The following is a 25,836-nucleotide window of genomic DNA, read 5'->3' as shown; positions in this document are numbered from 1 at the left end:
ATCCCCGGAACTTCATGATGGTGAGCTCCCGATGACCGACGAACGTTCATGGCGAGGGAACTGGAAGGCCCGCCTGCATGAGCGCGTCCGTGAGCGCGGCTACGACTCACTCACTGCTTTCGCCGAGGCCTGTCCCACCGCATCGTTGGTGACACTGGCCGAGGAGCTTGGTCCAGACGACGTTGCCGGAGTTCAGGTGTACGATGGCTTGGTAGCCGAAGCGGTGCGAAGCAAGCAAGTGCCCCGCTTGGTGCGTGGACAACTCGTGCGTGAGTTGTGGGGGAGTCTCCCAGATGGCTGGCCAGCCGTGTTGGATGACGACAACCGCTTCAAGGTCGCAAAAGCACTTGGCCTGTGGTCCAGTCTCATCCCCGAAACGCATAAAGAGCGGGCTCGGCCGGTCGGAGCTGCGCTTATCGCCAATCCCCCGCCCCCTGGCTGGCGCCCGCTCGGACCTGACGACGCGCTGCTCCGGACGCTCCTCCCTGACGACGAAGCCTGAATGGCCCCGGAGCTGCCTCCCATTTCACGTGCTGCCTGCGGATATGTGCTCGCAGGTCATTCCCTCCGCGGGCTCAGCCCCGTGAGCTTTGGCGAGTGCGTCGAGCCCCCAGCAGGAACATGAGCCCTGCGAGGAGTGGCACCGAGGTGGTGGTAGTGCAGCCAGACTTGGACGGAGCGTCATCATCCGGGACGCCGTCACCTCCATCTGGGACGCCGCCATCCGTTGGGAGGGGGCAGCCGGGTGTTGGCAGCCCTCGAGGGTAGGTCTCGCAGATGCCCTGGAACGTGCCGGGGTCGATGATGCGCTTCTGCGTATCGCCCCATGGCAGGTCGCGAGACATCGTGGAATCGGTGCGTGTCAGCAGGGCGAACCCCAGCCCCTCTCCGATGGAGCGTGTCACCAGGCTCTGGACATCTCCGACGACGCAGCCGGGCTCGATGACTCCCTGGTCGCAGGGGGGACCGTCCAGCGTGGTGAGCATGCCATTGCTGTTGTTGAGGCTGATGTTGGTGCCGAGAATCTCACCGGTGGACAGCCGGAAATGGCTCGTCTCATCAACGACATCATTCGGCGCGAAGGGCCAACAGTCATACTTTTCGGAGCAGGTGTCACTCTGCCAGCAGACATCGTTATCGGGGACGATGTCCGAGCAGTTCACCTGGCGGAAGGTCACCAGCATCTTCCCGTCGAGCGGCATCGGCGCGGGATGGGGCACATCCTCGCCGGGCGTGAACACCAGGTCCGAGCAACTGGCCACGGCCTGATTCCAGGTGTTGAACGCGGCGGTGACCGCGGCCCTCTCTTCAGCGGTCGGGTGGCCACCCGAGGTGGTCATCGCATAGGTCACGGCCCTGTCACCGCGACACAGCTCCACCCCTTCGATTCGTGTCCGTTCGTAGGACTGTGCCCGCGCGCTGGACACATTGAAGAGGATGAAGAGAGGAATGAATAGAAAAACCCTGGAAGGGAGCATGTCCGGACAATCATAGACGGTGCTGGAGCCCCATCAACCGCTCCGGCGTGCGCTCGACTCGGAAGGCAAGCGGGCGTTCGGCCGGGCCTCCATAGCCGCCCTCCGAGGAGGCGTTCGACCGCCGGTCGCCAGGAAGACGCCTGTGCGTTGATTCGTGGCGGCTCCAGAATCTTTGGGACGCGGTGAGCGTACTCACGCTGTTAACTCAGTCCACCCGAGCCGGGGTACGGAGGAGGCATATTTGGGTGGGGCTGAGACAGCCGGAGACGCGCGCTACCAGGAGCTGTTCAACGGAGCGGATGTCTCCCTCTGGGAGGAGGACTTCACCGCCGTCGCGTCCGCGCTCGACGGCCTGCGTGCCTCCGGCGTCCAGGACCTGCGCGCCTGGCTCGTGGAGCACCCCGGGTTCGTGATGGAGGCCGCGGGGTGGGTGAAGGTCGTGGACGTGAACGAGGCCACGGTGCGCCTGCTCGAGGCGCGCGGCCGGGATGAGGTGCTTGGCACCCTGGCCCTGTCCCGCCTCTTCGTCCCGGAGACGGTGAAGGCCTTCACCGCCGAGCTCCTCATGTTCTGGGACGGCGGCACGCGGCTGGAGCTGGAGACCGAGCTTCAAACGCTGCGGGGGCGCCACATCGACGTGATGCTCACCCTCACCCGGCCGTCGAGCGAGCGCAGCGACCGGGTCTTCGTCACCATGCGGGACGTCACCGTCCAGAAGGCGTCCCAGCGGGCGCTCCAGGAGAGCGAGGCCCGCTTCCGGAACATGGCGGACCACGCGCCGGTGATGCTGTGGATGACGGACGTCACCGGCCGCTGCGTCTACCTCAGCCGGACCTGGTACGAGTTCACCGGACAGACGGAGGCAGCGGGCCTGGGCTTCGGCTGGCTCAAGGCCGTGCATCCCGACGACGCCGAGCAGTCCGGGGCGGTGTTCCTCGACGCCAACGCGCGGCGCAGCCCCTTCCGGCTCGACTACCGGCTGCGGCGCTCGGATGGTGCGTACCGGTGGGCCATCGACTCGGCCAGCCCCCGCTTCGGGCCGGGCGGCGAGTTCCTGGGCTACATCGGCTCCGTCATCGACATCTCCGAGCGCAAGCAGGTCGAACAGGAGCGCGAGGCGCTGCTGACCGCCATGGACGAGGCCATCCGGCTGCGCGACGAGTTCCTCGCCGTGGCCAGCCACGAGCTCAAGACGCCGCTGACGCCGCTCAACCTGAAGCTGCAGACGCTGGCGCGAGCCACCCTGGAGCGGCGCGGACCAGAGCTGCTGGAGCGGCTGCCCGCGGACCTGGCGGTCATGCAGCGGCAGGTGAAGCGGCTGTCGACGCTGGTGGGTGAGCTGCTGGACGTGACGCTCATCAGCAGCGGTCAGCTGCGCCTGGAGCTGGAGCCGGTGGACCTGAGAGCGCTGGTCCAGGAGGTGGCCGCGCGCTTCGAGGGTGAGGCACAGCGCACCGGGACGCCCATCCAGGCGGAGCTGGACGAGGTGGTGGTGGGCCAATGGGACCGGGTGCGGCTGGAGCAGGCGGTGTCCAGTCTCCTCTCCAACGCCCTCAAGTACGGCGTGGGCCACCCCGTCTACCTGCAGGCGGGCGGGACGGCGGAGCGCGCCTGGTTCAGCGTCCGTGACGAAGGCATTGGCATTCCCCCCGAGGCCGTGGGCCGCATCTTCGAGAAGTTCGAGCGCGCCGTCTCCGAACGGCACTACGGCGGACTGGGCCTGGGGCTGTACGTCACGCGGCAGAACGTCAAGGCCATGGGCGGCACCATCGACGTGCGGAGCACGCTGGGCCAGGGCGCCACCTTCGTGGTGCACCTGCCCTGCCAGGTTCCTGGCGCGAACGCTGCGCGGGGAATGGCGTCATGAAGCGCTCCCAGGCAGTGGGGGAGGTGCTGCGCGGCGGCGGCGAGTGTGGCGCGCTGCTGCGGCGGGTCGACTGGGCGAAGACGGCCCTGGGCCCCGTGGAGTCGTGGCCGCAGTCCCTGCGCACCACGGTGGGCATCGTGCTGGCCTCCAACTACCCGCTCTACCTGGCGTGGGGCCCCAGGTACGTGCAGATGTACAACGACGCCTACCGGCCCATCTGCGGCGCGACGAAGCACCCCGCGGCGCTGGGGCAGGAGGCCGCCGTCACCTGGCCGGAGGTGTGGAGCAGCATGCTCGCGCCCGGCTGGGAGCGCATCCAGGCCACCGGAGAGCCCATCCGCGTGGAGGACCTGATGATGCCGCTGGACCGGAACGGCTACGTGGAGGAGTGCTACTTCTCCTACAGCCACAGCCCCATCCTCGACGAGTCCGGCGGCGTGGGCGGCATCTTCGCCGCCCTGGCCGAGACGACCGAGCGCGTGCTCAACGAGCGGCGGCTGCGCACGCTGTCCGCGCTGGGCGTGGCGGCCCTGGGCCAGGAGACGCCGGAGGCCACCTGCCGCGAGACGGCGCGCGTGCTCGAAGGCAACCCGAACGACGTTCCCCTGGCGCTGCTGTACCTCACCAGCGCCGAGGAGAAGGCGGCGCGCCTGGCGGCCACCAGCGGCGTGGCGCCGGGCGACCGCGCGGCCCCGTCCGTCATCCCCCTGGACGACGAGGCCGCCCCGGACACCTGGCCCCTGGCCCATGTGACCCGCACCGGCGCGCGGCTGCGGCTGGAGCGGATTCCCGCGGCCCTGGGCCCCCTGCCCGCCGGCCCCTGGCCGGAGGCGACCACCTCCGTGCTGGTGCTGCCCATGCCACGGCCCGGACACCCCCGGCCGCTGGGCTTCCTGGTGCTGGGCATCAGCCCGCGCCGGGCGCTGGATGACACCTACCTGCGCTTCCTGGAACTGGTGGCCAGCGGCGTGACGACGGCCGTGGCCACCGCGCGCGGCCGCGAGGAGGAGCGCCGCCGCACCGAGGCGCTGGCGGAGCTGGACCGCGCCAAGACGGCCTTCTTCAGCAACGTGTCCCACGAGTTCCGCACGCCGCTGACGCTGATGCTGGGCCCCGTGGAGGATGGTCTCCAGGACACCGAGGAGCCGCTGGGCCCGCGCCAGCGCCAGCGCCAGGAGACGGTGCACCGCAACGGCCTGCGGCTCTTGAAGCTGGTCAACACGCTGCTCGACTTCTCCCGCATCGAAGCGGGCCGGACCCGGGCCGCCTTCGCGCCCACGGACCTGGGCGCGCTCACCGCGGACCTGGCCAGCGCCTTCCGCTCCACGGTGGAGCGCGCGGGCCTGAAGCTCGTCGTGGCGTGCCCGCCGATGCCGGAGCCCGTCTGGGTGGACCGGGAGCAGTGGGAGAAGGTCATCCTCAACCTGCTCTCCAACGCCTTCAAGTTCACCTTCACCGGGGAGATTCGCGTCGCCTGCGCGGCGCAGGACGACGGGGTGGAGGTGTCGGTGGCGGACACCGGCACCGGCATCCCCGAAGCGGAGCTGCCGCGCATCTTCGAGCGCTTCCACCGCGTGCAGGGCGCCCGGGGCCGGAGCTACGAGGGCAGCGGCATTGGCCTGGCGCTGGTGCAGGAGCTGGTGAAGCTGCACGGGGGCGCCCTCACCGTCCGCAGCACCGAGGGCGAGGGCAGCACCTTCACGGTCCGGCTGCCGCGCGGCAACGCGCACCTGCCAGCCGAGCACCTGACGGCGGCGGAGTCACGCCACACCACCAGTCTGCCCGCCTTCGTCAGCGAAGCGGAGGCCTGGCTGGGCGCCCAGCCCCCCGCCGCCTTCACCGCCACCGAGGACACCCCGGCCATCCGCGGCGAGCCCCGGCCGTCCTCCCACGCCAGCGCCACGGTGCTCCTGGTGGAGGACAACGCGGACATGCGGGACTACGTCCAGCGCCTGCTGAGCGGGCGCTACACGGTGGAGACGGCCGCCGACGGCCGCGCCGCGCTGGCGTCGGTGCGGGCCCGCCGGCCGGACCTGGTGCTCAGCGACGTGATGATGCCGGGGCTGGATGGCTTCGGGCTGCTGCGCGCGCTGCGCGAGTCGCACTTCACCGCGGACATCCCCGTCATCCTCCTGTCCGCCCGCGCGGGCGAGGAGGCCACCGTCGAGGGGCTGGAGGCCGGCGCCAACGACTACCTGGTGAAGCCCTTCTCCGCGCGGGAGCTGCTGGCGCGCGTGGAGGGCAACCTCGCGTTGTCCAGGGTGCGCGAGGAGCAACGCCGGGTCGAGCAGGCGCGGCAGGCGCTGGCCGTCGTGGTGGAGCAGAGCCCGGATGCGATTGGCATCGCGGACACCGAGGGCCGCGTCACCTACCTCAATGAGGCCGCGCAGCGGATGCTGGGCGTGGCGGGACAGGAGGCGGCGCGCCGCACCGTCTTCCTGGACTACTTCCCCGAGGAGGACCAGGCCTTCATCCGGGACACCCTGCTCCCCGCCGTGGCGACGCGGGGGCGCTGGGAGGGTGAGCTCCAGCTGCGCAACCTCCAGACGGGCGCGCACCTCCCCGTCTTCTACAACGTCTCCACCCTCACCGACCCCCGGACGGGCCAGCCGGTGGGCATGGTCGCCGCGGGGCGCGAGCTGTCCGCGCAGAAGCGCCAGGAGGCCGAGGCCCGCCGGCGCGCGGAGTTCGAGCAGCAGCTCATTGGCATCGTCAGCCATGACCTGCGCAACCCGCTCAGCGCGATTCAGCTGGGCGCGTCCGTGCTGGCGCGAAGGGAGGAGCTGAACGAGCGGAGCCTGCGCGCGGTGCTGCGCATCCAGTCCTCCGCGGAGCGCGCGGTGCGGATGACGCGCGACCTGCTGGACTTCACCCAGGTGCGCATGGGCGGCGGGCTGCCCGTCCACCGGCGGCCCGTGGACCTGCACGAGCTGGCGCAGCAGGTGATTGAAGAGCTGCGGCTGAGCCACCCGGAGCGGGAGCTCCACGTGAAGTCGGACGGGGACGCCTTGGGAGAATGGGACTCCGACCGCGTCGCGCAGCTGCTGGGCAACCTGGTGAGCAACGCGCTCCAATACAGTCCCGAGGACTCCCGCGTGACGGTGCGCGTCCACGGCGAGGCGTCGCGGGTCATGCTGTGCGTCCACAACGAGGGGCCCCCGATTCCCGACGACGCCAGGGAGCGGCTCTTCCGTCCGCTCCAGCGGGCACAGACGGGCGGCGCCAACGCGGGGCGCAGCATTGGCCTGGGGCTCTTCATCGTGAAGCACATCGCCGAGTCCCACGGGGGCACCGTCGACGTGTCGTCCCGCGAGGGCCAGGGCACGACGTTCATCGCGTGGCTGCCCCGGCTTCCTCCAGGACAGGCCACCGCCTCAGACAGGCGCTGAGCGCGAGCCCGTCGCCCGGCGCTTGCGCGCCGCGCGCGCGGCGGGCTTCTTCACCGGGGTGGCGGGCCTCTTCACCGGGGTGGCGGGCGCCGGGGCCGCCGGCGGAGGCAGCACCGTGACGACGGCGTTCACCACCCGGGACACCGCGCGGAGCTGACCGGGCTCGAGCTCCCGCAGCTTGCGCGTCATGCGGCGCAGCTCCACCGGGTCTTCCTTCACCGCCTTGCGGGGCGTGACGGGCGCCCCGTCGGAGCGGCCCACGCCCAGCAGCGCGTCCGCGGAGACCTGGAGCACGTCGCACAGCCGGCGCAGCGTCTGGGTCCGGGGCAGCATCTTCCCGCGCTCCAGGCGGCTGTAGACCTCCATGGCCATGCCCATGCGTTCGGCGACGTCGCCCTGGGTGAGGCCCAGACGCAGGCGCGCGTCACGCGCGGCGCCTCCCAGCAGGGCTGCCAGCTTGTGGTCGACGGGTTCACGCATGACGGCCGAGGGTCTCACGCTCGCAGGGTCCTGCAAGTTTCCGTCCGCCCCCCCAAGTCAGGAGACTACCTCACAGGGCAAACGTCATGCTATGGACCTCCAAGGTTGAATCATGACGCCGCCGACAATGACAGCCGCTGGGACCACGTCTGAATTGGACCTCCAAGGTCCTATGGGAGTCCATCCGTGACGCCGGGAGAGGACCTGCACCCATTGATGCTCCAGGACTCGGAGGAGGTGGGGGCCTTCCGCATCGTCCGGCGGCTGGCCACCGGGGGCTTTGGCGCCATCTTCCTGGCCGAATCCGAGTCGCACCGGCAGGTGGCGCTGAAGTTCGCGCTCCAGGGCCCCTCTGAGGAGGACGCGCCCGGGGCGGACGCGCGGACCTGGAAGGAGGTCCACGTCCTCATGCGCCTGGAGCACCCCAACGTCGTGGAGCTGCTGGGCTACCGGCGGTGGCCGGACGCGCGTGATGGCTACCTGGTCCTCATCATGGGCTACGTGGAGGGCCCCACCCTGTCCGAGTGGGCCCTGTCCGCGCAGCCCACGCCCCGGCGCGCGGTGCGGGTGTTCCAGCAATTGGCGCTCACGCTGGATGCCATCCACCGCGCGGGCGTGCTCCACCGCGACATCAAGGGCAACAACATCATCGTCCGCGCGTCGGACGGGCAGCCGGTGCTGGTGGACTTCGGCTCGGGGGACCACGCGTGCTCGCCCGTGCTGACCGAGGACACCCTGCCGCCGGGCACGCCCAGCTACCGCAGCCCGGAGGCCCTGCGCTTCTGGGCCCAGCCTCGGCCGGCGGGCTCGCGTTATGCGTTCGCGCCCACGGATGACCTCTACTCGCTGGGGCTGGTGCTCTACGAGGTGCTCACCGGGAGCCTTCCCTATTCAGCGCACCTGCCTCCCGCCGGGCTGCTGGCCAGCATCGAGGTGGGTGGCTTTCCCCTGCCCTCCGTCCGCAACCCCCGCGTCCCGAAGGCGCTGGACGCCATCGTGGCGCGCTTGCTGTCGCCCTCCGCGGCGGGGCGGCCTCCCTCGGGCGCGGCCCTGTTCGACGCGCTGGACGCGGCGCTGGCGGGCGCGGACGCGGCCTGGGACGAACACCTGTTTCCGCCCCGCGCCCCCGAGGAGGCCGTCACCGAGGAGGCGCTGGAGCTCTTCGACGGAGACGAGGAGGCGCGCGAGCTGCGCCGCTGGATGCGTGTCCCGGAGCGAGCGGATCCGCCAGCGTCCTTCGCGCCGCCCACCGAGCCCGCCTCCCCCCGGGCCTTGACGGAGCTCCGCGCCAGCACGGGGTGGCGGCGGTGGCGGGACGCGCTGAAGCGGCTCCTGGCCACGCCGCGCTCGTGGCGCTGAGCCGGCGCGCCATTCATTGGGATGGGGAAATCCCTTCACTTTCATTCAACCTCAGAGGTCCATGAGCCCATGATGACGCCTGACACGACGACGGAGGAGCTTCCTGGAGACCCGCGCAGGCCACGGGTGCTGTTCACCGTGGCCGGCACGGTGTTCGAGTTCGTCCGCAAGCTGGAGATGCGCTCCACGGGGGAGCTGCTGATGCTGGCGCGGCGCCGCTACCGCAATGGCCTGAGCGGACCGGTGGTGGTGAAGCGGCTGCGAAACCCCGCCACGTTCGTGGAGCGGCGACGGCTGGTGGAGGAGGTGGACCTCACGTTCCGGCTCAACCATCCGGGCATCGCCAAGGTGATGCTGTTGAAGGTGTACCGCGGGGCGCCCCACGTGGTGATGGAGCACGTGGAAGGCCGCTCGCTGGACACGGTGCTGAACCTGGCGGCCATGCGGCGGCGGCCCCTGTCCGCGGAGTTCGCGGCGCACGTGACGGCGGAGGTGGCGGAGGCGCTGAACCACGCGCACGGCCTCACGGATGAGTGGGGCCGGCCGCTGCACATCGTCCACCGGGACGTGAGCCCTCGGAACATCCGCGTGGGCGTGCATGGCGAGGTGAAGCTGACCCACTTCACGGTGGCGGCCTCGTCGCTCTCCGGGCGCGAGGTGACGAGCCGGGCGCTGGTGAAGGGGGACATCGCCTACGCCTCGCCCGAGGCGCTGCGGCGACGGAAGGTGGATGCCCGGTCGGACCTGTTCTCACTGGGACTGGTGCTGCTGGAGCTGCTGACGGGCCGGCACCCGCTGATGGTGGATGACCTGGCGCCCGTGCTGGAGCCGGAGCCGCTGGAGCTTCACGCGCAGGGCCCCACGTGGATGCCCGTGAAGGAGGTGGCGGTGCGGATGGCCCAGGTGGGCCCGGAGCAGGTGGAGCGCCTGGCTGCGGGGGTCGCCGAGCCGCTGCGGGTCATCCTGCTGCGGGCGCTGCGGCAGGACCCGTCGGAGCGGTTCCAGACGGGCGCGGAGCTGGCGGAGGCGCTGCGCGCGTGGCTGGAGGCCCAGGGCGGCTACCAGGGACGGCGGGCCGTCGCGCAGGAGGTGGAGCAGGCCGCAGTGGAAGCGACGCTGCGACGCAACCAGGCGGAGCTGCTCGAAGGTGGGCTGCAGCCGGAGGGGCTGACGGTGGAGGAGGCGGCCCTGGCCCAAGAGCCCTCGTCCGAGACGCCCCAGGGCGAAGCCGCGGGGTCCGCGGTCCGCTTGTCCCAGGTGGCCGAGCTGACGCTGGAGGCGCGCATCACCCAGACGGTGGAGCCGGCGGCCGAGGCGCGTCCCGCTATCCCGCCCGAGCCCGAGCCCGAGCCCGAGCCCTCCGCAGCCGACGACGCGCCGCCCACGCCGCCGGAGCCCTCCACCACGGCCCCCGAGGCCACGGCGTCCACGAAGCCCGACACACCGTGACGCGCGCGGCGTCACGGCCGGCTACAGCACGCTGGCGCCGTACAGCACGGCCACCAGCACCAGCAGCGCCGCCAGGATGACCGCCGCCACGCGCAACGGGGAGATGGGCGCCTCGCCCAGCACCACGTTCGCGTCCTGCCCGTGCACCAGCACCCGGTACGGCTTGTCGCGGTATCGATAAGCCAGCACGAACACGGGCAGGGCCAGCCGCTGGGTGCGCAGGCTGGACAGCGCCACTGCGACGTGGACGTTCCGGAAGCGCGAGCCCGGAATGACGCCCTGCTGGAGGCGCTCGCGGGCCAGGCGCTCCACCGCCCCCAGCACGCTGCGCCGGGCTCCCGAGCGCGTGGCCTCGAAGCGCTCGATGTGCGCGCCTTCCGGCCCCCGTGGCGTGTCCTGGCCGGAGCCTCGCTGGTAGTGGGGCGCCAGCGCCTCACACTCCTGCACCTTCAACCCGCGCGAGGCCGGCACCGGGATGCCCTGGAAGTCGAAGCGCGTCCGGCCCGCGTGCGGCGCCCAGTCCGAGCGCCGCGAGCCCGCGTTCGAGTCCGCCGTCCAGCTCACGTCCACGCCCGCGTCGAACATCCACGCTGGCCACCACACCGGACGCAGCGACTCCAGAGAGGCCTCCTGCGCCAGCCCGGACGGCCGGAAGAAGCCACCCCGTCCCAGGAAGCCCATCAGCGCGCCGCGCGCGGCCTCGGGGTCCACGTTGAAGGGCAGCCAGTGCTGCGCCTGCTCCACCGGGTCCGCCGTCGTCTCCACGTGGGTGACGGAGCCGCAGTAGTCACACCGGGGCGCCTTCGCCTCCACGGAGTACTCCACCGCCGCGCCGCAGCTGTCACACCGCACCACGCGGGCCCGCGCGCGCTCCACCGCGGCGCGTGGCGGAGGCGGCGCCGTCAGCCCGCAGATGGGGCAGCGCAGGTCCTCCGCCTCCAGCGCGCAGTCACAGCGCTGGCAGGGCGCCACCCTCAGCGCCTCGGCGCTCATCGCCCGCCTCCCGTGAGCAGCCAGCCCACGGCCAGCACCGCCAGCAGCGCCACCACGGCGGCCAGCACCTTCCACGGGGAGATGGGCGCCTTGCCGTGGACGGCCCCCGTCTGCCCGTTGACGAGCACCCGCAGCGGCGGCGCGTCCTTCGCGTACTTCACCGCCAGCACCCAGACGGGCAGCAGGCACACGTCGAGTGCCTCCCAGTCCAGCCGGGACTGGTGCTCCAGGCTCCGGTGCGAGTCCCCCGGCATGAAGCGGGACAGCAGCCCGCTCACGCGCTCCACCGCCTCCTTCCGGGCCAGCGCCTGACACTGCGCCAGGGTGAGCGAGGGCTCCTCCGCCACCCAGCCGGAGATGAGCGCCGGGGTGTAGCGAGCCAGGCCGCGCAGGTCGAAGGGCTCCAGCGCCTCCAGCTCCGCGTTGTCCAGGCCCTTGGACGCGGTGACGAGCACGTCCGCCACGTAGCTGGAGAGCTCCCCCTCCAGCGGGCGCCACTCCGTGCGCGTCACGGTGCGCGTGCGCGTCACCGTCTTCCCGTTCTCCGTCGTCGTGTACGTCTCCGTCTCCTGGTAGTCCTCCCCAATGGAGGCGCGGTAGCGCGCCTGCGCCAGCACGCTGTAGAGGTACGCGGGCACATACACGCCTCGCACCTCGCCCGGCGCCGCGGAGCGGATGCCCGAGCGCGTGAAGCGGCTGCGCGAGCGCAACCACCGCGCCACATGCGCCTTCGCGGCCATATGCGTGAGCGCGAAGCCCAGCGCGAAGACGGGCTCCGGCACACCGGGCACCGGTGGACGCTCCACCACGGCGGGCGCGGCGCAGTAGGGACAGCGCGTGGTCCGCAGCGCGGGCTCCAGCACCAGGCGCGCGCCGCAGGACTGGCACCCCAGGTGGAGCAACGGCCCGGCCACGGCGGACGGTGTCTGTTGGGATTGCTCGGCCATCCCGCCAGTCTTGGCGCACCCGGCCAGGGACGTCCATCCCGACCGCCTGCCCGCCCTCCTGGCTTGCATGCCCGCCGGCACGTTGCCGCCGGCCTGTCCCGTTACGACCGTAGTGTGACGGAGGGAATCCACCATGGCTCAGCGCGACAAGCAGCAACAGCCGGGCATCCAGCCACCCGAGGATTACTACGGCCGCGCGCAGGAGCCGCTGCAGCCCACTCCGGAGAGCGAAGAGGAGCGCGACCTGGCGGACACCGCCGAGGCGGCTGAAGACACGCCTCACGTGCGCACCCGCACCATCGACCCGACGGAGCGCACGCCCGGCGCCATCCTGGATGAGATTGGGGATGGGGATGGACCGCGCAGCGACGCCGGCACCAACCCCTTGCCCGACACGTACTGGAACGCCTACCCCGACGGCGAACCCCAGAGGGAGTAAGCCCTCACGCCGTCCAATGCGTGTCAGCCCCCCTGTGTACTGTGTGCTCATTCGCCAGCACCCAGGGGGAGCGATTCCATGGCGGAAATCCGTGAACTGCCGCGTGTGTCCGTGAACAAGTTGGGCGAGTACCTCGTCGCCACGCCCGCGCGCCGCAAGCGCATCATCCGCGACCAGAAGCACCCGGTGGAGCAGCAGTATCTGCGCTATCCGGAGGCGTCACATGCGATTACGGACTTCCTCTGCCGGGGCATGGAGTTGTCCATCCTCCGCGAGCACCAGCGCCGCTTCGCGTGCAGCGTGCCCCAGACGGAGTTCGAGGCGCAGCGGCTGCAACTCTGTTCGGAGGCGCTCGAGCGCTTCGCGGACCTGCTGCCCTGGTTGGATTTGGAGGAGACGCTCATCAGCGCGGTGGGCGCGGAGCCTCCCGTGCTGGAGGTGGCGGGCGTCACCATCAGCGTGCGGCCGGAGGTCGTGCTCCAGCGCATGGACAGACATGGCAACGCGCGCGTGGGCTTGATGAAGCTCTATTTCTCCAAGCACCAGCCGCTGGATGAGCGCTCAGGGCAGTACATTGGCACGCTGCTCCAGCGCTTCACCGAGCAGCACCTGTGCCCGCTGGGCCCGTGTGACCACCGCCTCATCCAGGTGGTGGACGTCTTCGCGGGGACGGTCTTCACCGCGCCGCGGGCGCACATCCGGCGGCTGAGCGACGTGGTGCTCGCCTGCGAGGAAATCGCGGAGCGCTGGTCCGTCCACTGACGCGGCGAGCCATGGCGTGGGTGCGGTGCTCAACGAAACAACCGCCTGGGCGCATGCGAGGGTGGACACGTCGAAGGACTTCATCGAAATCGAGGGTCCTGCTTCGCGCCACCCGACACCCCAGGGAGTTCCATGAGCACCGAGCACGCCGCCCCCGCCCTCTCCACGCGCGACTTCATTGACCTGGAGGAGCGGTATGGCGCGCACAACTACCATCCGCTGGACCTCGTCATCGAGCGGGGCGAGGGCTGCTGGGTCCATGACGTGGAGGGCCGCAAGTACCTGGACTGCCTGAGCGCGTACTCGGCGGTGAACCAGGGGCACTGTCACCCGCGCATCCTGGAGACGCTGCGCGAGCAGGCCGCGAAGGTGACGCTGACGTCACGGGCCTTCCGCAATGACCAGCTCCCCCACCTCTACAAGGCCCTGCGGGAGCTGTCTGGCCTGAGCCGCGCGCTGCCGATGAACTCGGGGGCGGAGGCGGTGGAGACGGCCATCAAGCTGGCGCGCAAGTGGGGCCACACCGTCAAGGGCATCCCCGAAGACAAGGCGGAGGTCATCGTCTTCGCGAACAACTTCCACGGGCGCACCATCAGCCTCATCAGCTTCTCCACGGAGCCCAGCTACCGGCGGGGCTTTGGTCCCTTCACGCCCGGCTTCACCGTGGTGCCCTACGACGACGTGGAGGCGGTGCGGCGCGCCATCACCCCCAACACCTGCGCCATCCTGATGGAGCCCATCCAGGCGGAGGCCGGCGTGCTGATTCCGCGCGATGGCTACCTGAAGCAGGTGGCCGGGCTCTGCCAGCAGCACCGCGTGCTGTTCATGGTGGATGAAATCCAGACGGGCCTGGGGCGCACCGGGAAGACGTTCGCCTTCCAGCACGAGGACGTGCGGCCGGACGTCGTCGTGGTGGGCAAGGCGCTGTCGGGCGGCTTCTACCCGGTGTCCGCCGTCATGGCGGATGACGAGGTGATGGGGGTGCTCCGCCCCGGCGAGCACGGCAGCACCTACGGCGGCAATCCGCTGGGCTGCGCCGTGGCGCGCACCGCCCTGGACGTGCTGCGCGACGAGCGCCTGGTGGAGCGCTCCGCTGAATTGGGCGCGTCGTTCCTGGCCATGCTGAAGACGCTGAAGAACCGCCACATCGTGGAGGTGCGCGGCCGGGGGCTGATGATTGGCGTGGCGCTGGACATCTCCGCGCGGCCCGCCTGCGAGGCGTTGATGAAGGAGGGCGTGCTCTGCAAGGAGACACACGACTCCGTCATCCGCCTCACGCCGCCGCTCATCGTCACCCAGGCCGAGCTGGACTGGGCCTTCGCGCGCATCAAGAAGGTCATCGAGGCGCTGTAGTCGCTGGCGCCGCCCGGGCACGCGAGCGACCGCGTGCCTGCGCCGCACCGGAGCCTCGGTTGTCCTGGTGTGTCGCCTCCCCCACCGTATCGGGGACAGCGCGCGGCCTGGGGCGCTGCGACAGGACGGTGGACGGTGCTCGAAGCCCTCTGGGACAGGCGTGCGCTGCTCGTATCGGGCAAGGGAGGCGTGGGGAAGACGACACTGGCGGCGGCGCTGGCCGTTGCCGCCGCGCGCGCGGGCCGCACCGTGCTGCTGGCGGAGCTGGCGCCGGAGGAGGACGGGCCTTCGCCCCTGGCCGCGCGAGTGGGAGCGCGTCAGGTGGGGCCCCAGGTGACGCGGGTGCGTCCCGGGCTCCACTTCGTGCGGCTGTCCGCGTCGGAGGGCCACCGGCACTTCCTGGAGCGCGCCCTGCCCGCGCGCTGGCTGGCCGACGCCGCGCTGCGCACTCGGGCCCTGCGCCGCTTCCTGGAAGCCGGGCCCGCGCTCCGGGAGATGGGGCTGATGTACCAGATGCTGGCCCTGCTCCGGCTCACCCGACCGGATGGGCGCTTCGTCCACCCGCTGACCATCGTCGACCTGCCCGCCACGGGACACGCGCTGGCGCTGGCCGCCCTTCCCCAGCGCGTGCTGTCCCTGATGCCCGGGGGTCCCATCGGACGTGACGTGCGGGAGGGGCTCGACTTCCTCCAGGACCCGGCGCGCACCGCGGTGGTCCTCACCAGCCTGCCGGAGCCGCTGCCCGTCAGCGAGGCGCTCACCGTGGCCGCCGAGCTGCGCCGGCTGGAGCTGCCCCTGTCCGCGGCCGTCCTCAACCGGATGCCGGAGGACCCCTTCACGCCCGAGTCCCGCGCCGCGGTGCGCCGGCTGCTCGCCGCGCACGGGCCGCACCAGGGGTGGCGTGAGCTGGAGCGGCTGGAGCGGGCCCGGGCCGCCGCCCGCCGGCTGTCGCGCACGCTGCGCGCGCCGCTGCTCACCCTGCCAGAGCTTCCCGCCACCGGTCCCGCGCTGGTCGAGGCGCTGGCGGAGGGCTTCGCCCCTCACCCGGAGCACGCGCTCCGGCAGGAGGCCCTGCCGTGAGCCACGGACCGCGAGGCGGTGGGCGCTGGCGCGTGTCACAGAGGCGCACGCCGTGAGCGCGGGCGACCTGCGCCGGCTGCTGAGAGACAAGCGCGTCGTCGTCCTATGCGGGGCGGGCGGCGTGGGCAAGACGACGACGGCGGCGGCCCTGGGCGTGGCCGCCGCGCGCGCGGGACGGCGGGTGCTGGTGCTCACCATCGACCCGGCGCGCAGGCTCGCGGAGACCATGGGGCTGCAGGAGAGCGGCCCCGAGCCCACGTCCATTCCCCCCGAGCGCCTCTTCGCCGCTGGCCGCCAGGGCCCGGGCCTCCTGGATGTGTGGATGTTGGACCCCCGAGCCATCTTCGAGCGCATGGTGCACCGGCTGGCGCCCACGCCCGAGGCGGCGCGCGCGATTTTCGACCACCGCCTCTACCGCTTCCTGTCGGAGCTGGTGGCGGGCGTGCAGGAGTACGCCGCCGCCGAGGCCCTGGACGGCTTCCTCGAGGATGGCCGCTACGAGCTCATCCTGCTGGACACGCCGCCCAGCCGGCACGCGCTGGACTTCCTGGACGCGCCCGGCCGGCTGGCGCGCTTCCTGGATGAGCGCATCGTGTCGCTGTTCGGCCCGGAGAAGCGGGCGCGCGGCGGGCGGCTGTGGCACGGCGCGCAGGTGGTGGTGGACCGCGTCCTGGCGGGCATCTTCGGCGCGGGCTTCACGCAGGAGATGCGCGGCTTCATCGGCGCGTTCGGCGGCCTCTTCTCCGGCATGCGGCTGCACACGGAGCGGCTGCACCAGCGCCTGGCCTCGCCGGACGCGGCCTTCCTGCTGGTGACGTCCCCTGAGCCCGCCTCCCTGCGCGAGGCCACCTGGTTCCGCCAGACGCTGTCCGCGCGGGGCCTGCCCTTCGCGGGCTACGTGCTGAACCGGAGCTGGGCCCATGACGACGTGCTCGCGGCGCCCGAGGCCCTGCTGGAGCACGCGGGCGGCGACCGCCACGTGGAGCACGCCGTGGCGGCCCTGTCACGCCTGGCCGCGGTGGAGCAGGCGCGCGCCAAGGCCCACCAGGACGTGCTCGACCGCCTCACCCGGCACCTTCCCACCGGGACGCTCGCGGTGGCCGCGCCGGACGCGGGCGCGGAGTTGGAGGAGTTCAGCGGCCTGGTCCGCCTGGGAGACGCGCTGGCGGCGGGGTGAGGAGCGCCAGGGAGGGGCAGGCACCCGCTCGCTCGGACGCCCGCACCTTGGAGGCGCGCGGCCTCACCACCAGCGTTGCAGGTTGAACCCCACTGCGCCCGAGGAGCGTCATGGCCCACAGAAGCATGGACAACGGCAGGGATGAACCCCACCGCGAGGCGGACGTGGCGCCTCCAGGCTCGCGGGAGCGCGCCGAGTCCGACCTCACCGGCTGGAACCCCGCCCGCGACGAGGAGGCCTCCACCCGCCAGGGCCGCTACCACCGCGCGGCGACGATGCGCATGGCCAGGCCGCGCACCCAGGTGGATGACGGGCCTCGCGAGGACATGAACGGCACGCCCCCGGAGGGCAGCGGCCCCTACGGCCGGGACGACCGGGACAGCCACTATGCCAGCGGCAAGGGCCCCCGGCACGACACCGGGGAACAGGACGTCGAGTTCTCCCGCCAGCGCGCCGACTACCGGTCCTGGGACCGCACCGGCTACGGCGGCGGTGGCGACGAGCCCTCCCGCACGCAGGCCCCTCAGGGAGAGTCCTACCGCGACGTGCGCTTCCATGGCCGTGAGCGCGCCTTGCACGGCGAGGAGCGCCATGGCGACCCGCGCCCCCACTACCGGATGGACCGGAGCGCTGCCCATGGCCCGGGCCGCGACGAGGCGAGCACCTACCGCGGGGAAGGCGCGGCGTCCGCTTCAGCCCGTGACGAGGCGAGCACCCATCGCTGGGCTGGAGCAGGCGCGCCTTCGTCCTCCGGCGCGCGGCGTGACGGCGCCAGCAGCCAGGTCTACACCGCCGTCGCGGGCCGCACCCGCCACGGCCGCTGGCGTCACGAGCCGCTGATGGCCCGCGAGGTGATGACGCGCAACGTGCGCACGGCGCGCCCGGAGAGCCCGCTGCGGGACGTGGCGCAAATCATGAAGGACGAGTCCTGCGGCGTCGTCCCCATCGTGGACGAGCGAGGCCGGCTGGTGGGCATCGTCACCGACCGGGACCTGGTGGTCCGCGCCCTCACGGGAGGCCGCGCACCCGAGCAACTCCGCGCGTCCGACGTGATGACGGATGACGTGGAGGCCGTCACGCCGGACGACACGCTCCATGACGTCATCGGGCTGATGGGGCGCCGTCAGCTGCGCCGCATCCCCGTGGTGGAGCGCGACGACGGCGTCGTGGGCATCATCTCCCTGGGCGACATCGCGCTGCGCGCCGACCACGACGAGGAGCTGCAACAAGCCCTGGAGCGCATCTCCTCCAGGCGCTCCTTCTGGAGCCGGCTCGGCTGAGCGACGCCGCGGCGCCCTTCGGGTGCGGGCGGGCCTGGTGTCGGGCCCACCCGCGCCCGGCGCATGGCTCACGCCACGCCGGTCAGCACCACGGAGTCGCCTGTCTCCGACACCGTGAACTTCTTGAGGGGCATCGTGGCCGGGCCCTGCGTCACCGCGCCGTCCCGCGTGAAGATGGACGCGTGGCAGGCGCAGAACAGGTCCGCCTCCTGCTCGCGGTAGTTCACCTCGCAGAAGGCGTGGGTGCACACGGAGTCCACCGCCGACAGCGAGCCGTCCTGCAAGCGGAACACGAAGATGCGCTTGCCGTACCCGGACGGCACCCCCGTCACCGAGCCGCCCACGTCCCGCAGCTGGGGGAACTGGCTGAGCGGGAACACCACCTGCCCGTTCACCGCGGGCGGGAAGTCGCTCTGGCCCGCGCGCAGGTTGATGCGCAGCACGCCGGTGTTCGGGTTGTACTCCGCCGCGAACGTCTGCAGCGGCACGGTGGCCGGCCGCTGGAGCACCGCGCCATCCGTGGCGCTGAAGCGCGACAGGTGGCAGGGGCAGATGACGTCCTTGCCGTCGAAGCCCAGGGGGCAACCGACGTGCGTGCACAGCGACGACAGCACGGAGAAGTCGTCCGGCGCGCCGTCGTCCTTGGAGTGCACCACCAGCAGCGGCACCTGCTCACCCGGGACGCGCACCGTCAACGCGCCGCCCACGGGCTCCAAATCCGGATAGCGCGACACCAGGATGTCCACTGTTCCCGCATCGCTGGCCGTGACGTCCGTCACCGGAGCGGGGTTGATGTCCGGCGCGCAGCCCGGCAGCGTCGTCGCCGCCGCGCTCGCCGCGCCTGTTCCCAGAATGCCCTTGAGGAATCCTCGTCGCGTCGAACTCACGTACCCTCCACCTCGAATACCAGCTTGGGCTCCAGCACCAGGACGTCGTCCACCTTCACCATCAGCAGCGACGGGCGGTTGACGTTGTAGGCATCCAGGCTGATGTCGAAGCTGCCCTCGGCCACCGCCTCCTTCTCCGACTTGAACAGCACCGTCATCGGAATCTCCACGGTCTTCTTCACGCCGTGGAACGTCAGCTGGCCCTTCACCTTCACCGGCACCTTCGCCGGGAAGCTGGTGGGCGGCTTCACGCCGGTGGCCACGCCCTTGAAGTCGATGATGGGGAACTTCGCCGCGTCCGTCGTCTCCATCATGTGCGCGTCGCGGTTGGCGTTGCCCGAATCGAAGTCCTTCACGTTGGCGCGCACCGCCACCTGGAGCGTGCCGTCCGGCAGCAGGCGGGCCTTGCCGTCACTGGGCGGCGCCTTGCCCACCACCTCATGCAGCTTGTGCTTGAGCTTGTAGGTGAGCGAGCTGGCGTCCTTCTTGACGCTGTACGTGCGGGCCTGCGACTGCGCGACTGCGGGCAGCGCGAGCACCAGGGTGGCGAGCAGGGCGATTCGTCGAGCAATCACGTCAACCTCCAGGGAACCACTACGAAAGGCATGCGCTTCAGAAGAACAGCGTGAAGACGCCGGCCGACACCGCGCCCAGCGTCACGTAACCGGAGATCTGGTGCGCGGTGGCCAGGTCCGTCTCCGACAGCCGGCCGAAGCGGTCCGTGGCCATGATGCCCAGGACGATTTGCGCCACCATGCCGACGGTGGCGAGCGCCATGAACAGCTTGTGGACGGTGATGGTGTCCCACTGGAACGTCTCCTTCTCGAAGGGTTCCGGCGCCAGCACCCCCAGCAGGCCCACGGTGGCGAACAGCGCCGACGTGCCAATGGCGAGCCCCCGGTGCAGGCCCAGCAGGTTGCGGTCATCACCGCCGCCGCGGAACGAGTCGTTGAACTGGAGCTGCCCCACCACCGTGGTGCCGACCAGGCCGGCGGCCATCGCGAAGCCCAGGCCCTGGTGCAGCTTGAGCATGGTGCGGCGCCGGCCGATGCGCTTCTCCAATTCCGGGTCCACCTGCGCGGCGGCCGCGGCCTCGGCGGGCTCCAGCAGGTCGAAGTCCAGCGAGTCCCCCCCTTCCGCCGCGGCGCCGGACTCCTTCTGGACGGTAGGCGCGTCGTCCGTCGGAGACAGGGGCCTGGCGGGCTCCACCTGCATCATGGGCTGGGCGGGCTGAAGCTCCGGGGCGTCCACGGCCGGCGCGGCCTTCTTGGCCTTCTTCGCGGGCTTGCGCTTCGACGTGGCCCTGGTCGGCTTCGCCGCCTTCCTCTTCGTGGCCTTCGCCTTCGTGGCCTTCGTCTTGGAGGAGGACTTCACCGCCCGGGTCTTTTTCGCGGACTCGGTCTGGCGCTGCTGGGCCCAGGCGGTTTGGGGTGCGGCAATCAGCGACAGGACGATGAAGAAGGCAGCGAAGCGGGTCATCAGGCTTTTCCGTGTAGACGCAAGGCAAACTGCCGGGTCAGGACCGGTCATCCGAGCTCGTGTCCTCCGCCACACCATCACCCACCCACCTTCTCCGAGGACGGAGCAAACGCTAGCGCGTCCGGGCTTTCCGGGAAACGCACCGCGTCGAACGGTACCGCCTAAAAATCGGCGGACCGGCATCATTTTCCGCGATCCCTATCCGGACAGCGTCGGCAGTCCGGGGACGCGGCGGCTGACGGTAGCGTCCGCGCTTGGGAATCGGGAGGTGTCTGAAGGTCACGGCCCAGTGTCGGGCAACGGCCAGGGGTGGAGGGCGCGACCGGGCTGGCGAGCCCGGCGGCTCACTTCACAGGGAACAAATCGACGCCCCGGGCGGGGCGGCCGCACGCCTCACGCGGGGGTGGTGGCGGGGACTTCCGTGCGCGGCGCGCTGCCGGCGGTCAGCTCCAGGCCGAGTGCGTGCGGATCAAAGTACGCGTAGAAGCGGCGGATCCGGTCGCCATCCCACTCGATGATGGACACGCCCTCATAGGCCACCGCCGCGCCGTTGTGGGCGGTGCCCTGCGTCTCCCATTCGAGCGCGACGCGGGAGCCCGCCTCAATCATGTTGCGAAAGGTGGACTCCACGCGCTGCAGCGTGCCCTTGTATTCACGCCAGAACCGCCGGGCGCCCTCCTGGCCGGAGAAGACCTGCGGCGAGGCCACGTTGCTCACCTGCGCGTCGTCACTGAAGAGGGAGACGAGGGCCTCCATGTCGCCTTCCTTCTCCAGCTTCGCCAGTGCATCCACGAACCGCTGCGCTCGCTCCATCGCCATGCGCTGCCTCGCTCCTCGTGAGAGAGTCACTCAGGGGAAGGGTGCGCACGCCTTCGGGACATGGCCCTCCAGAAGGGCCCGGCGCCTCGCTCTCCGGGCGGTCGCGCGGGGGACTCGCCGCAGGGCCCGGTGGTGGACGCACGTCTGACCAGGTCCGTGGCCTCAGCGCGGCAAGGCCCGGGTCCACGCCTCCCGATTCCACCCTTCCTTCGCGTAGGCCGCTCGCGTGGACTCAGGCAGCGCGTCCCACGTCGTGCGGGATGCCAGCTCGGCCGGCGGATGGAAGACGCCCCGGTGCTCGCGGTCGACGGCCTGCCGAGCCCGCTCCGCCGTCAGCCCCTTCATGGAGAAGCCCGCCTCGACGCTGGCCTGGCTCCCATCCGCCTTGAGCTTCGCGGACACGCCGCCCCCGAGCTCCGCCTTCCTCGAGTTGAGCGTCGCCTGTACCTGGAACAGCGTGCCGACGCCCACCGCGACGCGCTGCTCGCCGTCCGAGGCCAGGCTGAGCTCCACGAGTCCCAGGTTCACCTTGACCTTGCCCTCCGTCTCGCCCGAGCTGTCATGTGACACCTCGACGCCCACGGGGCCCGCGCGCGCGGCGACGCCCACGTCCCCCTTCAGCGCCCCGTGTCCCCGGGTGTCGAGCGCCGCCTTCGCGCTCCACTGGGCGCGCTCGCTGCTGACGCCCACCTTGCCGTGGAGCTGCACCGTCCCCGCGGCGCGCTCCCCGGAGAGCTCCCGCTGCCGGGCGCTGACGTGTTGCAGCGGCAGGTTGAGTGTCTTCGGCTGGCCGATGCCCGCCTTCCAGGCCGCCTCGTAGTCCCGCCGCGACGGGTCCTTCCACTCGAGGCCCAGGAGGGATGCGGGCAGGTGCGCGGCGCGTGGCGGCCCCAGCGCGCCCAGCTCCTGGAGGCTCTGGGCCCCATCCACGGCGCGGGCATACCGGCCGAGGTATTCGGCGTGCGCCCGGTAGAAACCCGCGCCCGCGTCGATGGCGTGTGCGTTCACCGCGTCACGCATCGCCCCCGGCAGCCGCCGTTCGTTGACGAAGACGTCCGGCACCGCCGGGTAGCCCAGGGGGCCCACCGGGCCTGACTCCCCGTTGCGCCGCTGGAGCACGCCCTTCGACTCCGCCTGCTCCAGGAACGCGAGCCGCGAGCCCGCGTCTTGCGCCTTCACGTATGCGTCCAGCAGGCCGCCGTGCTGCAAATGCTCCAGCGCGGCCCGGTAGGTGCCCGCCGGGAGACTTCCCAGCGTGGTGTGCACCGCCCGCACGTCATCGGCGCCGACGGTCCAGTTCTCCAGGCCCCGCGTCAGGCGCGCGCGGAGGCCTTCGAGGACGTCCGGGCGCGACCAGCCTCCCAGCACGGCCAGCTCCCCCGCGGACCGGGCAGGGCCCGCATCCGCGGGTGTGGCTCCGCGAGCCGGGGGCTCCGGCGGCTTCGCGGTGGAGCCGTCGAAGGCGCGCACCTCGTTGCGCTGGGGGGACGCCTGCGCGCGGGGCTCCGCGGCGCGTGCCGGAGACGGGGGCCCCGCTGTGGCCTCCGCGGGGATGTCGATGGTGGACAGCGAGGAACCGCCGGACGAATCGATACGAGGCATGGGGACGCGCTCCGGAAAGGAACGGCCTGTCCGATGCAGCCAGCGCACCAGGGTGCCTCCCGGGGCCACGCGCGTCCGGTGGTCGCCCCGGCTGGACGTGGCATCTCCCCAGTGGGATGGGGCTCGCCCGAAACGCGACGGGGACCGGGGCCTTGCTGGCCACGGTCCCCGCTTCACCGCACCGCGCGTTGGGAGCGCGGGCTCAGAAGACGTTCTGGGCGCGGCGGTAGTACATCTCGCGGTCCGCCAGGCCGTTGTAGCCCCCGTTGATGCGGCGGGTGACCTCGCGGAAGTTGCCCGCGTCCGCGTAGGTGTTGAGGTTGCGCGACGACCAGTACCAGCCGGCGATGCGGAACGCGACGTCCGGGTCCTTGGCGCGCTGGGGGTTGCCCTCCAGGTCGATGCCCAGCGCCTGGCCCGCGGCGCGGTAGTTGGCGCGGCCCGTGAGCTGGATGGGGCCACGGCCCTTGTAGCGGACGCCGTCGCCCGGCTGGGTGTTGCCCAGGTCCCTGCGCCCCTCGTAGGCGGCGCCGGAGGCAATCTCCTCCATGTAGCGGAGCTGGCCGCTCTCGTGCGCGAGCTGCGCCAGGAAGGCCGCCTTACGCATGGGCGTGGTGATGTTCGCCTCCGCCATGGCCCGGTTGAGGTGGGGCAGGTACTGCTCCGCCTTCGCCTGGGACAAGTTGGGCATCACCGCCCGGAGCTGCTGCACCGTCACGCCGGCGGAGCCACCGGTCGGCGGCTTCGGGCCACCCACGCCCCCCACCGGCGGCTGGTTCGGCGTCGGCCGGGTGGGCGACGCACCGCCCCCGCCCGGAATCGTGAGCCGCTGGCCCACGTAGATGAGGTTGGGGTTGGAGATGTTGTTGGCCTTGGCCAGCGCGCTCACCGACGTGCCATGCCGGCCCGCGATGCCGCTGAGCGTGTCACCCGACTTCACCGTGTACGAACCGCCGCCCGAGGAAGGCGCCGGGCTGCTCGGCGCCGCGCCGCCCGTCCCCGGAATCGTGAGCCGCTGGCCCGCGTAGATGCGGTCCGGGTTGGAGATGTTGTTGGCCTTGGCCAGCGCGCTCACCGACGTGCCATGCCGACCGGCGATGCCGCTGAGCGTGTCACCCGACTTCACCGTGTAGCTGGAAGCCGCCCGGCCCCCACCCGAGGCGCGAGGCGCGTCGAAGCCGTCCGGGATGCGGAGCTGCTGCCCCGCGTAGATGAGGTTCGGGTTGGAGATGCCGTTGCTCTTCGCGAGCGACGACACGGAGGTCTTGAAGCGCTGGGCCAGCGCGCTGAGGGTATCGCCACGGCGAACGGAGTAGGTCGTCACGGGGGGGCAGACTCCTGAAAACAGAGAGGCGACGTGCCTACATTTTCGTAACGACTGAGAGGATGTTTCCCCGTAAGAGCTGTTATTTATGTATAAACTAATGCAGAATCACTGAAATCACGGAATTGTGACAGCCAGGATGTCGCACCCCCACGGCCGCGCTTGTGTGACTCCGGGGGTTCCGTTACCTCCGGGGCCATGTCCGCTGACTCCGTCCTTCCGGCCCCAGGGGCCCGTCTCACGCAGCGCCCGGGGTTCTGGGCAGGTGTCGCCGTGGCCGCGCTTGGCGTCACCGCCGCGACGGGGAGCATGCTGATCCGTGGCCAGGGCAGTGGCGCCCTGCCCCAGCTGGGCGCGCTGCCGGACTTCACCTTCACCCGGCATGACGGCCAGCCCTTCGGGAGCACCCAGCTCCGGGGCAAGCCCTTCGTGGCCAACTTCATCTTCACGCGCTGCCCCACCATCTGCCCGGCCTTCACGCGGAAGATGGTGGGCGTGCAGGACGCCACCGCGTCCTTCGGGGCCGGGCTCCAGCTGGTGTCGTTCTCCGTGGATCCGAAGTACGACACCCCGGAGCGGCTCACCGAGTATGGCGAGCGCCACGGCGCGGACTTCTCCCGCTGGAGCTTCCTCACGGGCGACTACGAGCAGCTGAAGGAGACCATTGTCCAGGGCTTCAAGGTCAGCATGGGCCGTGAGCCCGGAGCGCCCGAGGACGACCTGCTCTCCATCTTCCACGGGACGCACTTCGTGCTCGTGGACGACGCCGGGCAGATTCGCGGCTACTACGACAGCGCGGACAGCGACTCCACCGAGCGCCTCATCCGCGACACCCGCCGGCTGGCCCAGACAGGGCACTGAGCACCGCGGCGGTGGCCGCGCCAGCCCGCAAAGCCGAAGGGCCGGCCCCGCAGCTTCGCGGGAGACCGGCCCTGGGGCTCGCTACCAGTTCGCGCCAGGGGCGCGGATCATCACTCCACGAAGCGGGCGTGGTTCTGCGCGATGATGTTCTGGAAGTTCTGCTGACCCAGCGGGTTCTCCACGAAGGCGCCGACCTTGTCCGCCGCGCCCTTGACCGTCTGCGCGATGTTGGTGATGTCCTGCACCTTGGGGGCAATCTTGGACAGGAAGCCCAGGCTGCCCAGCGTGCCCTCACCCAGGAAGGACGAGGCGCCCTGCTTCACCAGGTTCTCCACCGTGGGGCCCAGGAACTTGCCGACCAGGGGCAGCTTGCCGACCTTCTCACCGATGAACTTGGCGATGGGGTCCACCAGCGAGCTCAGGGGCTTCTGGAGGAACTCCATGGCCTTGCCGCCGATGTTCGCGATGCCACCGGCAATCTTGCTCACCGTGCTGGCGACGTTGCTGATGACCTTCGTAACGGACTTGAGTGCGCTGCCCATGGTCGTGCCCCTTGAATTCTAGATGCCTGGAAGGCGGAGATTTGTGCCGGAAGGAAAACTCGAAAGGATTCTCGGTGCATGTGGGGAATTGTTTCCTCCCACCTTTTTCGTCGAATTTTCCCCTCCGGCCGCTGCCCGTGGTTTCAGGAATTACGGACGGTTACCACCGCTGCTGCCCTTCTTGAGCTGATCCATCAGCTCCTGGCGGGCGGCAGGATCTTGCGGACCGGTGGGGGCGGCGCCGCCCCCACCGGTCCGCAAGATCCTGC

At 71.1% G+C, this 25,836-nt stretch carries 24 protein-coding genes; 13 read left to right on the top strand and 11 right to left on the bottom strand.

Annotated elements, in window-relative coordinates; all coding sequences use genetic code 11:
• Positions 1-31: 31 nt before the first annotated feature.
• A complete protein-coding gene (locus tag HV824_RS19550) occupies positions 32-502 on the top strand; it encodes an NUDIX hydrolase (protein ID WP_176419931.1) in 471 nt (156 codons plus the stop codon).
• A 73-nt stretch (positions 503-575) separates the two neighbouring features.
• On the opposite strand, the gene HV824_RS19545 is transcribed toward HV824_RS19550, so the two are convergent.
• Positions 576-1,478 (bottom strand): MYXO-CTERM-anchored inactivated metalloprotease, encoded by a 903-nt coding sequence (locus HV824_RS19545; RefSeq protein WP_176423979.1) that lies wholly within the window; start codon positions 1,476-1,478, stop codon positions 576-578.
• A 241-nt stretch (positions 1,479-1,719) separates the two neighbouring features.
• Here HV824_RS19545 and HV824_RS19540 point away from each other — a divergent pair, with 241 nt between their 5' ends.
• Together HV824_RS19540 and HV824_RS19535 are read left to right on the top strand one after the other, a co-directional pair.
• The gene (locus HV824_RS19540) at positions 1,720-3,345 is read left to right on the top strand and encodes a PAS domain-containing sensor histidine kinase (RefSeq protein WP_176419929.1); all 1,626 of its coding nucleotides are present in this window, start codon (positions 1,720-1,722) and stop codon (positions 3,343-3,345) included.
• Complete coding sequence (locus tag HV824_RS19535) at positions 3,342-6,734, top strand: ATP-binding protein (RefSeq protein ID WP_176423978.1); 3,393 nt, start codon at positions 3,342-3,344, stop codon at positions 6,732-6,734. The genes HV824_RS19540 and HV824_RS19535 overlap by 4 nt, the downstream gene beginning before the upstream one ends.
• Here HV824_RS19535 and HV824_RS19530 read toward each other — a convergent pair.
• Positions 6,720-7,214: a helix-turn-helix domain-containing protein gene (locus HV824_RS19530; RefSeq protein ID WP_176423977.1), complete on the bottom strand. Its 495-nt coding sequence runs from the start codon at positions 7,212-7,214 to the stop codon at positions 6,720-6,722. The genes HV824_RS19535 and HV824_RS19530 overlap by 15 nt on opposite strands.
• A gap of 186 nt (positions 7,215-7,400) precedes the next feature.
• On the opposite strand from HV824_RS19530, the gene HV824_RS19525 reads away from it, so the two are divergent.
• Together HV824_RS19525 and HV824_RS19520 are read left to right on the top strand one after the other, a co-directional pair.
• Positions 7,401-8,573, top strand: coding sequence for a serine/threonine-protein kinase (locus HV824_RS19525; RefSeq protein ID WP_368671002.1), 1,173 nt, complete (start codon positions 7,401-7,403; stop codon positions 8,571-8,573).
• A gap of 69 nt (positions 8,574-8,642) precedes the next feature.
• Entirely contained in the window at positions 8,643-10,022 is a 1,380-nt protein-coding gene (locus HV824_RS19520) for a serine/threonine-protein kinase (protein WP_176419926.1), read from the top strand.
• Between the two features lie 21 nt (positions 10,023-10,043).
• Here HV824_RS19520 and HV824_RS19515 read toward each other — a convergent pair whose 3' ends face one another.
• Both HV824_RS19515 and HV824_RS19510 read right to left on the bottom strand, forming a co-directional pair.
• Positions 10,044-11,015: a zinc ribbon domain-containing protein gene (locus HV824_RS19515; RefSeq protein ID WP_176419925.1), complete on the bottom strand. Its 972-nt coding sequence runs from the start codon at positions 11,013-11,015 to the stop codon at positions 10,044-10,046.
• Entirely contained in the window at positions 11,012-12,031 is a 1,020-nt protein-coding gene (locus HV824_RS19510) for a hypothetical protein (protein WP_176419924.1), read from the bottom strand. Before HV824_RS19510 ends, HV824_RS19515 begins: the two co-directional genes overlap by 4 nt.
• A 64-nt stretch (positions 12,032-12,095) precedes the next feature.
• On the opposite strand from HV824_RS19510, the gene HV824_RS19505 reads away from it, so the two are divergent.
• From HV824_RS19505 to HV824_RS19480, 6 genes are all read left to right on the top strand, one after another.
• Positions 12,096-12,401, top strand: coding sequence for a hypothetical protein (locus HV824_RS19505; RefSeq protein ID WP_176419923.1), 306 nt, complete (start codon positions 12,096-12,098; stop codon positions 12,399-12,401).
• 78 nt (positions 12,402-12,479) lie between these two features.
• Positions 12,480-13,163, top strand: a complete 684-nt coding sequence (locus HV824_RS19500) for a hypothetical protein (RefSeq protein ID WP_176419922.1) — start codon at positions 12,480-12,482, stop codon at positions 13,161-13,163.
• A 132-nt stretch (positions 13,164-13,295) separates the two neighbouring features.
• Positions 13,296-14,516 carry an ornithine--oxo-acid transaminase gene (gene rocD, locus HV824_RS19495; protein ID WP_176419921.1) on the top strand — a complete coding sequence of 407 codons (1,221 nt, stop codon included), beginning with the start codon at positions 13,296-13,298 and terminating at the stop codon, positions 14,514-14,516.
• A 135-nt stretch (positions 14,517-14,651) separates the two neighbouring features.
• Positions 14,652-15,596 (top strand): ArsA-related P-loop ATPase, encoded by a 945-nt coding sequence (locus HV824_RS19490; RefSeq protein WP_176419920.1) that lies wholly within the window; start codon positions 14,652-14,654, stop codon positions 15,594-15,596.
• A gap of 52 nt (positions 15,597-15,648) precedes the next feature.
• The gene (locus HV824_RS19485; protein WP_176419919.1) at positions 15,649-16,773 is read left to right on the top strand and encodes an ArsA-related P-loop ATPase; all 1,125 of its coding nucleotides are present in this window, start codon (positions 15,649-15,651) and stop codon (positions 16,771-16,773) included.
• Positions 16,774-16,883: 110 nt separating this feature from the next.
• On the top strand, positions 16,884-18,053 hold the full coding sequence (locus tag HV824_RS19480; protein ID WP_176419918.1) for a CBS domain-containing protein: 1,170 nt from the start codon (positions 16,884-16,886) through the stop codon (positions 18,051-18,053).
• Between the two features lie 68 nt (positions 18,054-18,121).
• On the opposite strand, the gene HV824_RS19475 is transcribed toward HV824_RS19480, so the two are convergent.
• The 6 genes from HV824_RS19475 to HV824_RS19450 all read right to left on the bottom strand — a co-directional run bounded on the left by HV824_RS19475 (position 18,122) and on the right by HV824_RS19450 (position 24,164).
• Positions 18,122-18,940 (bottom strand): Rieske (2Fe-2S) protein, encoded by an 819-nt coding sequence (locus tag HV824_RS19475; RefSeq protein WP_176419917.1) that lies wholly within the window; start codon positions 18,938-18,940, stop codon positions 18,122-18,124.
• The gene (locus HV824_RS19470) at positions 18,937-19,515 is read right to left on the bottom strand and encodes a YceI family protein (RefSeq protein WP_176419916.1); all 579 of its coding nucleotides are present in this window, start codon (positions 19,513-19,515) and stop codon (positions 18,937-18,939) included. Before HV824_RS19470 ends, HV824_RS19475 begins: the two co-directional genes overlap by 4 nt.
• Before the next feature lie 37 nt (positions 19,516-19,552).
• Positions 19,553-20,419: a hypothetical protein gene (locus tag HV824_RS19465; protein WP_176419915.1), complete on the bottom strand. Its 867-nt coding sequence runs from the start codon at positions 20,417-20,419 to the stop codon at positions 19,553-19,555.
• A gap of 393 nt (positions 20,420-20,812) precedes the next feature.
• Positions 20,813-21,238: a nuclear transport factor 2 family protein gene (locus HV824_RS19460; protein ID WP_163779875.1), complete on the bottom strand. Its 426-nt coding sequence runs from the start codon at positions 21,236-21,238 to the stop codon at positions 20,813-20,815.
• Between the two features lie 162 nt (positions 21,239-21,400).
• Positions 21,401-22,840: a hypothetical protein gene (locus tag HV824_RS19455; RefSeq protein ID WP_255208179.1), complete on the bottom strand. Its 1,440-nt coding sequence runs from the start codon at positions 22,838-22,840 to the stop codon at positions 21,401-21,403.
• 202 nt (positions 22,841-23,042) lie between these two features.
• Complete coding sequence (locus tag HV824_RS19450; protein WP_176419914.1) at positions 23,043-24,164, bottom strand: LysM peptidoglycan-binding domain-containing protein; 1,122 nt, start codon at positions 24,162-24,164, stop codon at positions 23,043-23,045.
• A 273-nt stretch (positions 24,165-24,437) separates the two neighbouring features.
• On the opposite strand from HV824_RS19450, the gene HV824_RS19445 reads away from it, so the two are divergent.
• Entirely contained in the window at positions 24,438-25,025 is a 588-nt protein-coding gene (locus tag HV824_RS19445; RefSeq protein ID WP_368671001.1) for an SCO family protein, read from the top strand.
• Between the two features lie 110 nt (positions 25,026-25,135).
• Here the strand turns inward: HV824_RS19445 and HV824_RS19440 are convergent, their stop codons facing one another.
• Positions 25,136-25,567, bottom strand: coding sequence for a hypothetical protein (locus HV824_RS19440; protein ID WP_176419913.1), 432 nt, complete (start codon positions 25,565-25,567; stop codon positions 25,136-25,138).
• Positions 25,568-25,645: 78 nt separating this feature from the next.
• On the opposite strand from HV824_RS19440, the gene HV824_RS36895 reads away from it, so the two are divergent.
• A partial coding sequence (locus HV824_RS36895) for a hypothetical protein (protein ID WP_217917548.1) occupies positions 25,646-25,836 on the top strand: 191 nt, incomplete at its 3' end.

This window comes from Myxococcus sp. AM009 (genome assembly GCF_013372605.1).
GTDB lineage: Bacteria > Myxococcota > Myxococcia > Myxococcales > Myxococcaceae > Myxococcus > Myxococcus vastator.
This window is presented reverse-complemented; position numbering and strand designations above follow the sequence as displayed.

Excerpts from the sequence above, each read along its gene's own strand:
- rocD (WP_176419921.1), top strand. The coding sequence starts at position 13,296 with ATGAGCACCGAGCACGCCGCCCCCGCCCTCTCCACGCGCGACTTCATT.
- HV824_RS19460 (WP_163779875.1), bottom strand. The coding sequence starts at position 21,238 with ATGGCGATGGAGCGAGCGCAGCGGTTCGTGGATGCACTGGCGAAGCTG.
- HV824_RS19465 (WP_176419915.1), bottom strand. The coding sequence starts at position 20,419 with ATGACCCGCTTCGCTGCCTTCTTCATCGTCCTGTCGCTGATTGCCGCA.
- HV824_RS19535 (WP_176423978.1), top strand. The coding sequence starts at position 3,342 with ATGAAGCGCTCCCAGGCAGTGGGGGAGGTGCTGCGCGGCGGCGGCGAG.
- HV824_RS19510 (WP_176419924.1), bottom strand. The coding sequence starts at position 12,031 with ATGCAAGCCAGGAGGGCGGGCAGGCGGTCGGGATGGACGTCCCTGGCC.
- HV824_RS19515 (WP_176419925.1), bottom strand. The coding sequence starts at position 11,015 with ATGAGCGCCGAGGCGCTGAGGGTGGCGCCCTGCCAGCGCTGTGACTGC.
- HV824_RS19550 (WP_176419931.1), top strand. The coding sequence starts at position 32 with ATGACCGACGAACGTTCATGGCGAGGGAACTGGAAGGCCCGCCTGCAT.
- HV824_RS19520 (WP_176419926.1), top strand. The coding sequence starts at position 8,643 with ATGATGACGCCTGACACGACGACGGAGGAGCTTCCTGGAGACCCGCGC.
- HV824_RS19480 (WP_176419918.1), top strand. The coding sequence starts at position 16,884 with ATGGCCCACAGAAGCATGGACAACGGCAGGGATGAACCCCACCGCGAG.
- HV824_RS19455 (WP_255208179.1), bottom strand. The coding sequence starts at position 22,840 with ATGCCTCGTATCGATTCGTCCGGCGGTTCCTCGCTGTCCACCATCGAC.
- HV824_RS19545 (WP_176423979.1), bottom strand. The coding sequence starts at position 1,478 with ATGCTCCCTTCCAGGGTTTTTCTATTCATTCCTCTCTTCATCCTCTTC.
- HV824_RS19530 (WP_176423977.1), bottom strand. The coding sequence starts at position 7,214 with ATGCGTGAACCCGTCGACCACAAGCTGGCAGCCCTGCTGGGAGGCGCC.
- HV824_RS19505 (WP_176419923.1), top strand. The coding sequence starts at position 12,096 with ATGGCTCAGCGCGACAAGCAGCAACAGCCGGGCATCCAGCCACCCGAG.
- HV824_RS19440 (WP_176419913.1), bottom strand. The coding sequence starts at position 25,567 with ATGGGCAGCGCACTCAAGTCCGTTACGAAGGTCATCAGCAACGTCGCC.
- HV824_RS19500 (WP_176419922.1), top strand. The coding sequence starts at position 12,480 with ATGGCGGAAATCCGTGAACTGCCGCGTGTGTCCGTGAACAAGTTGGGC.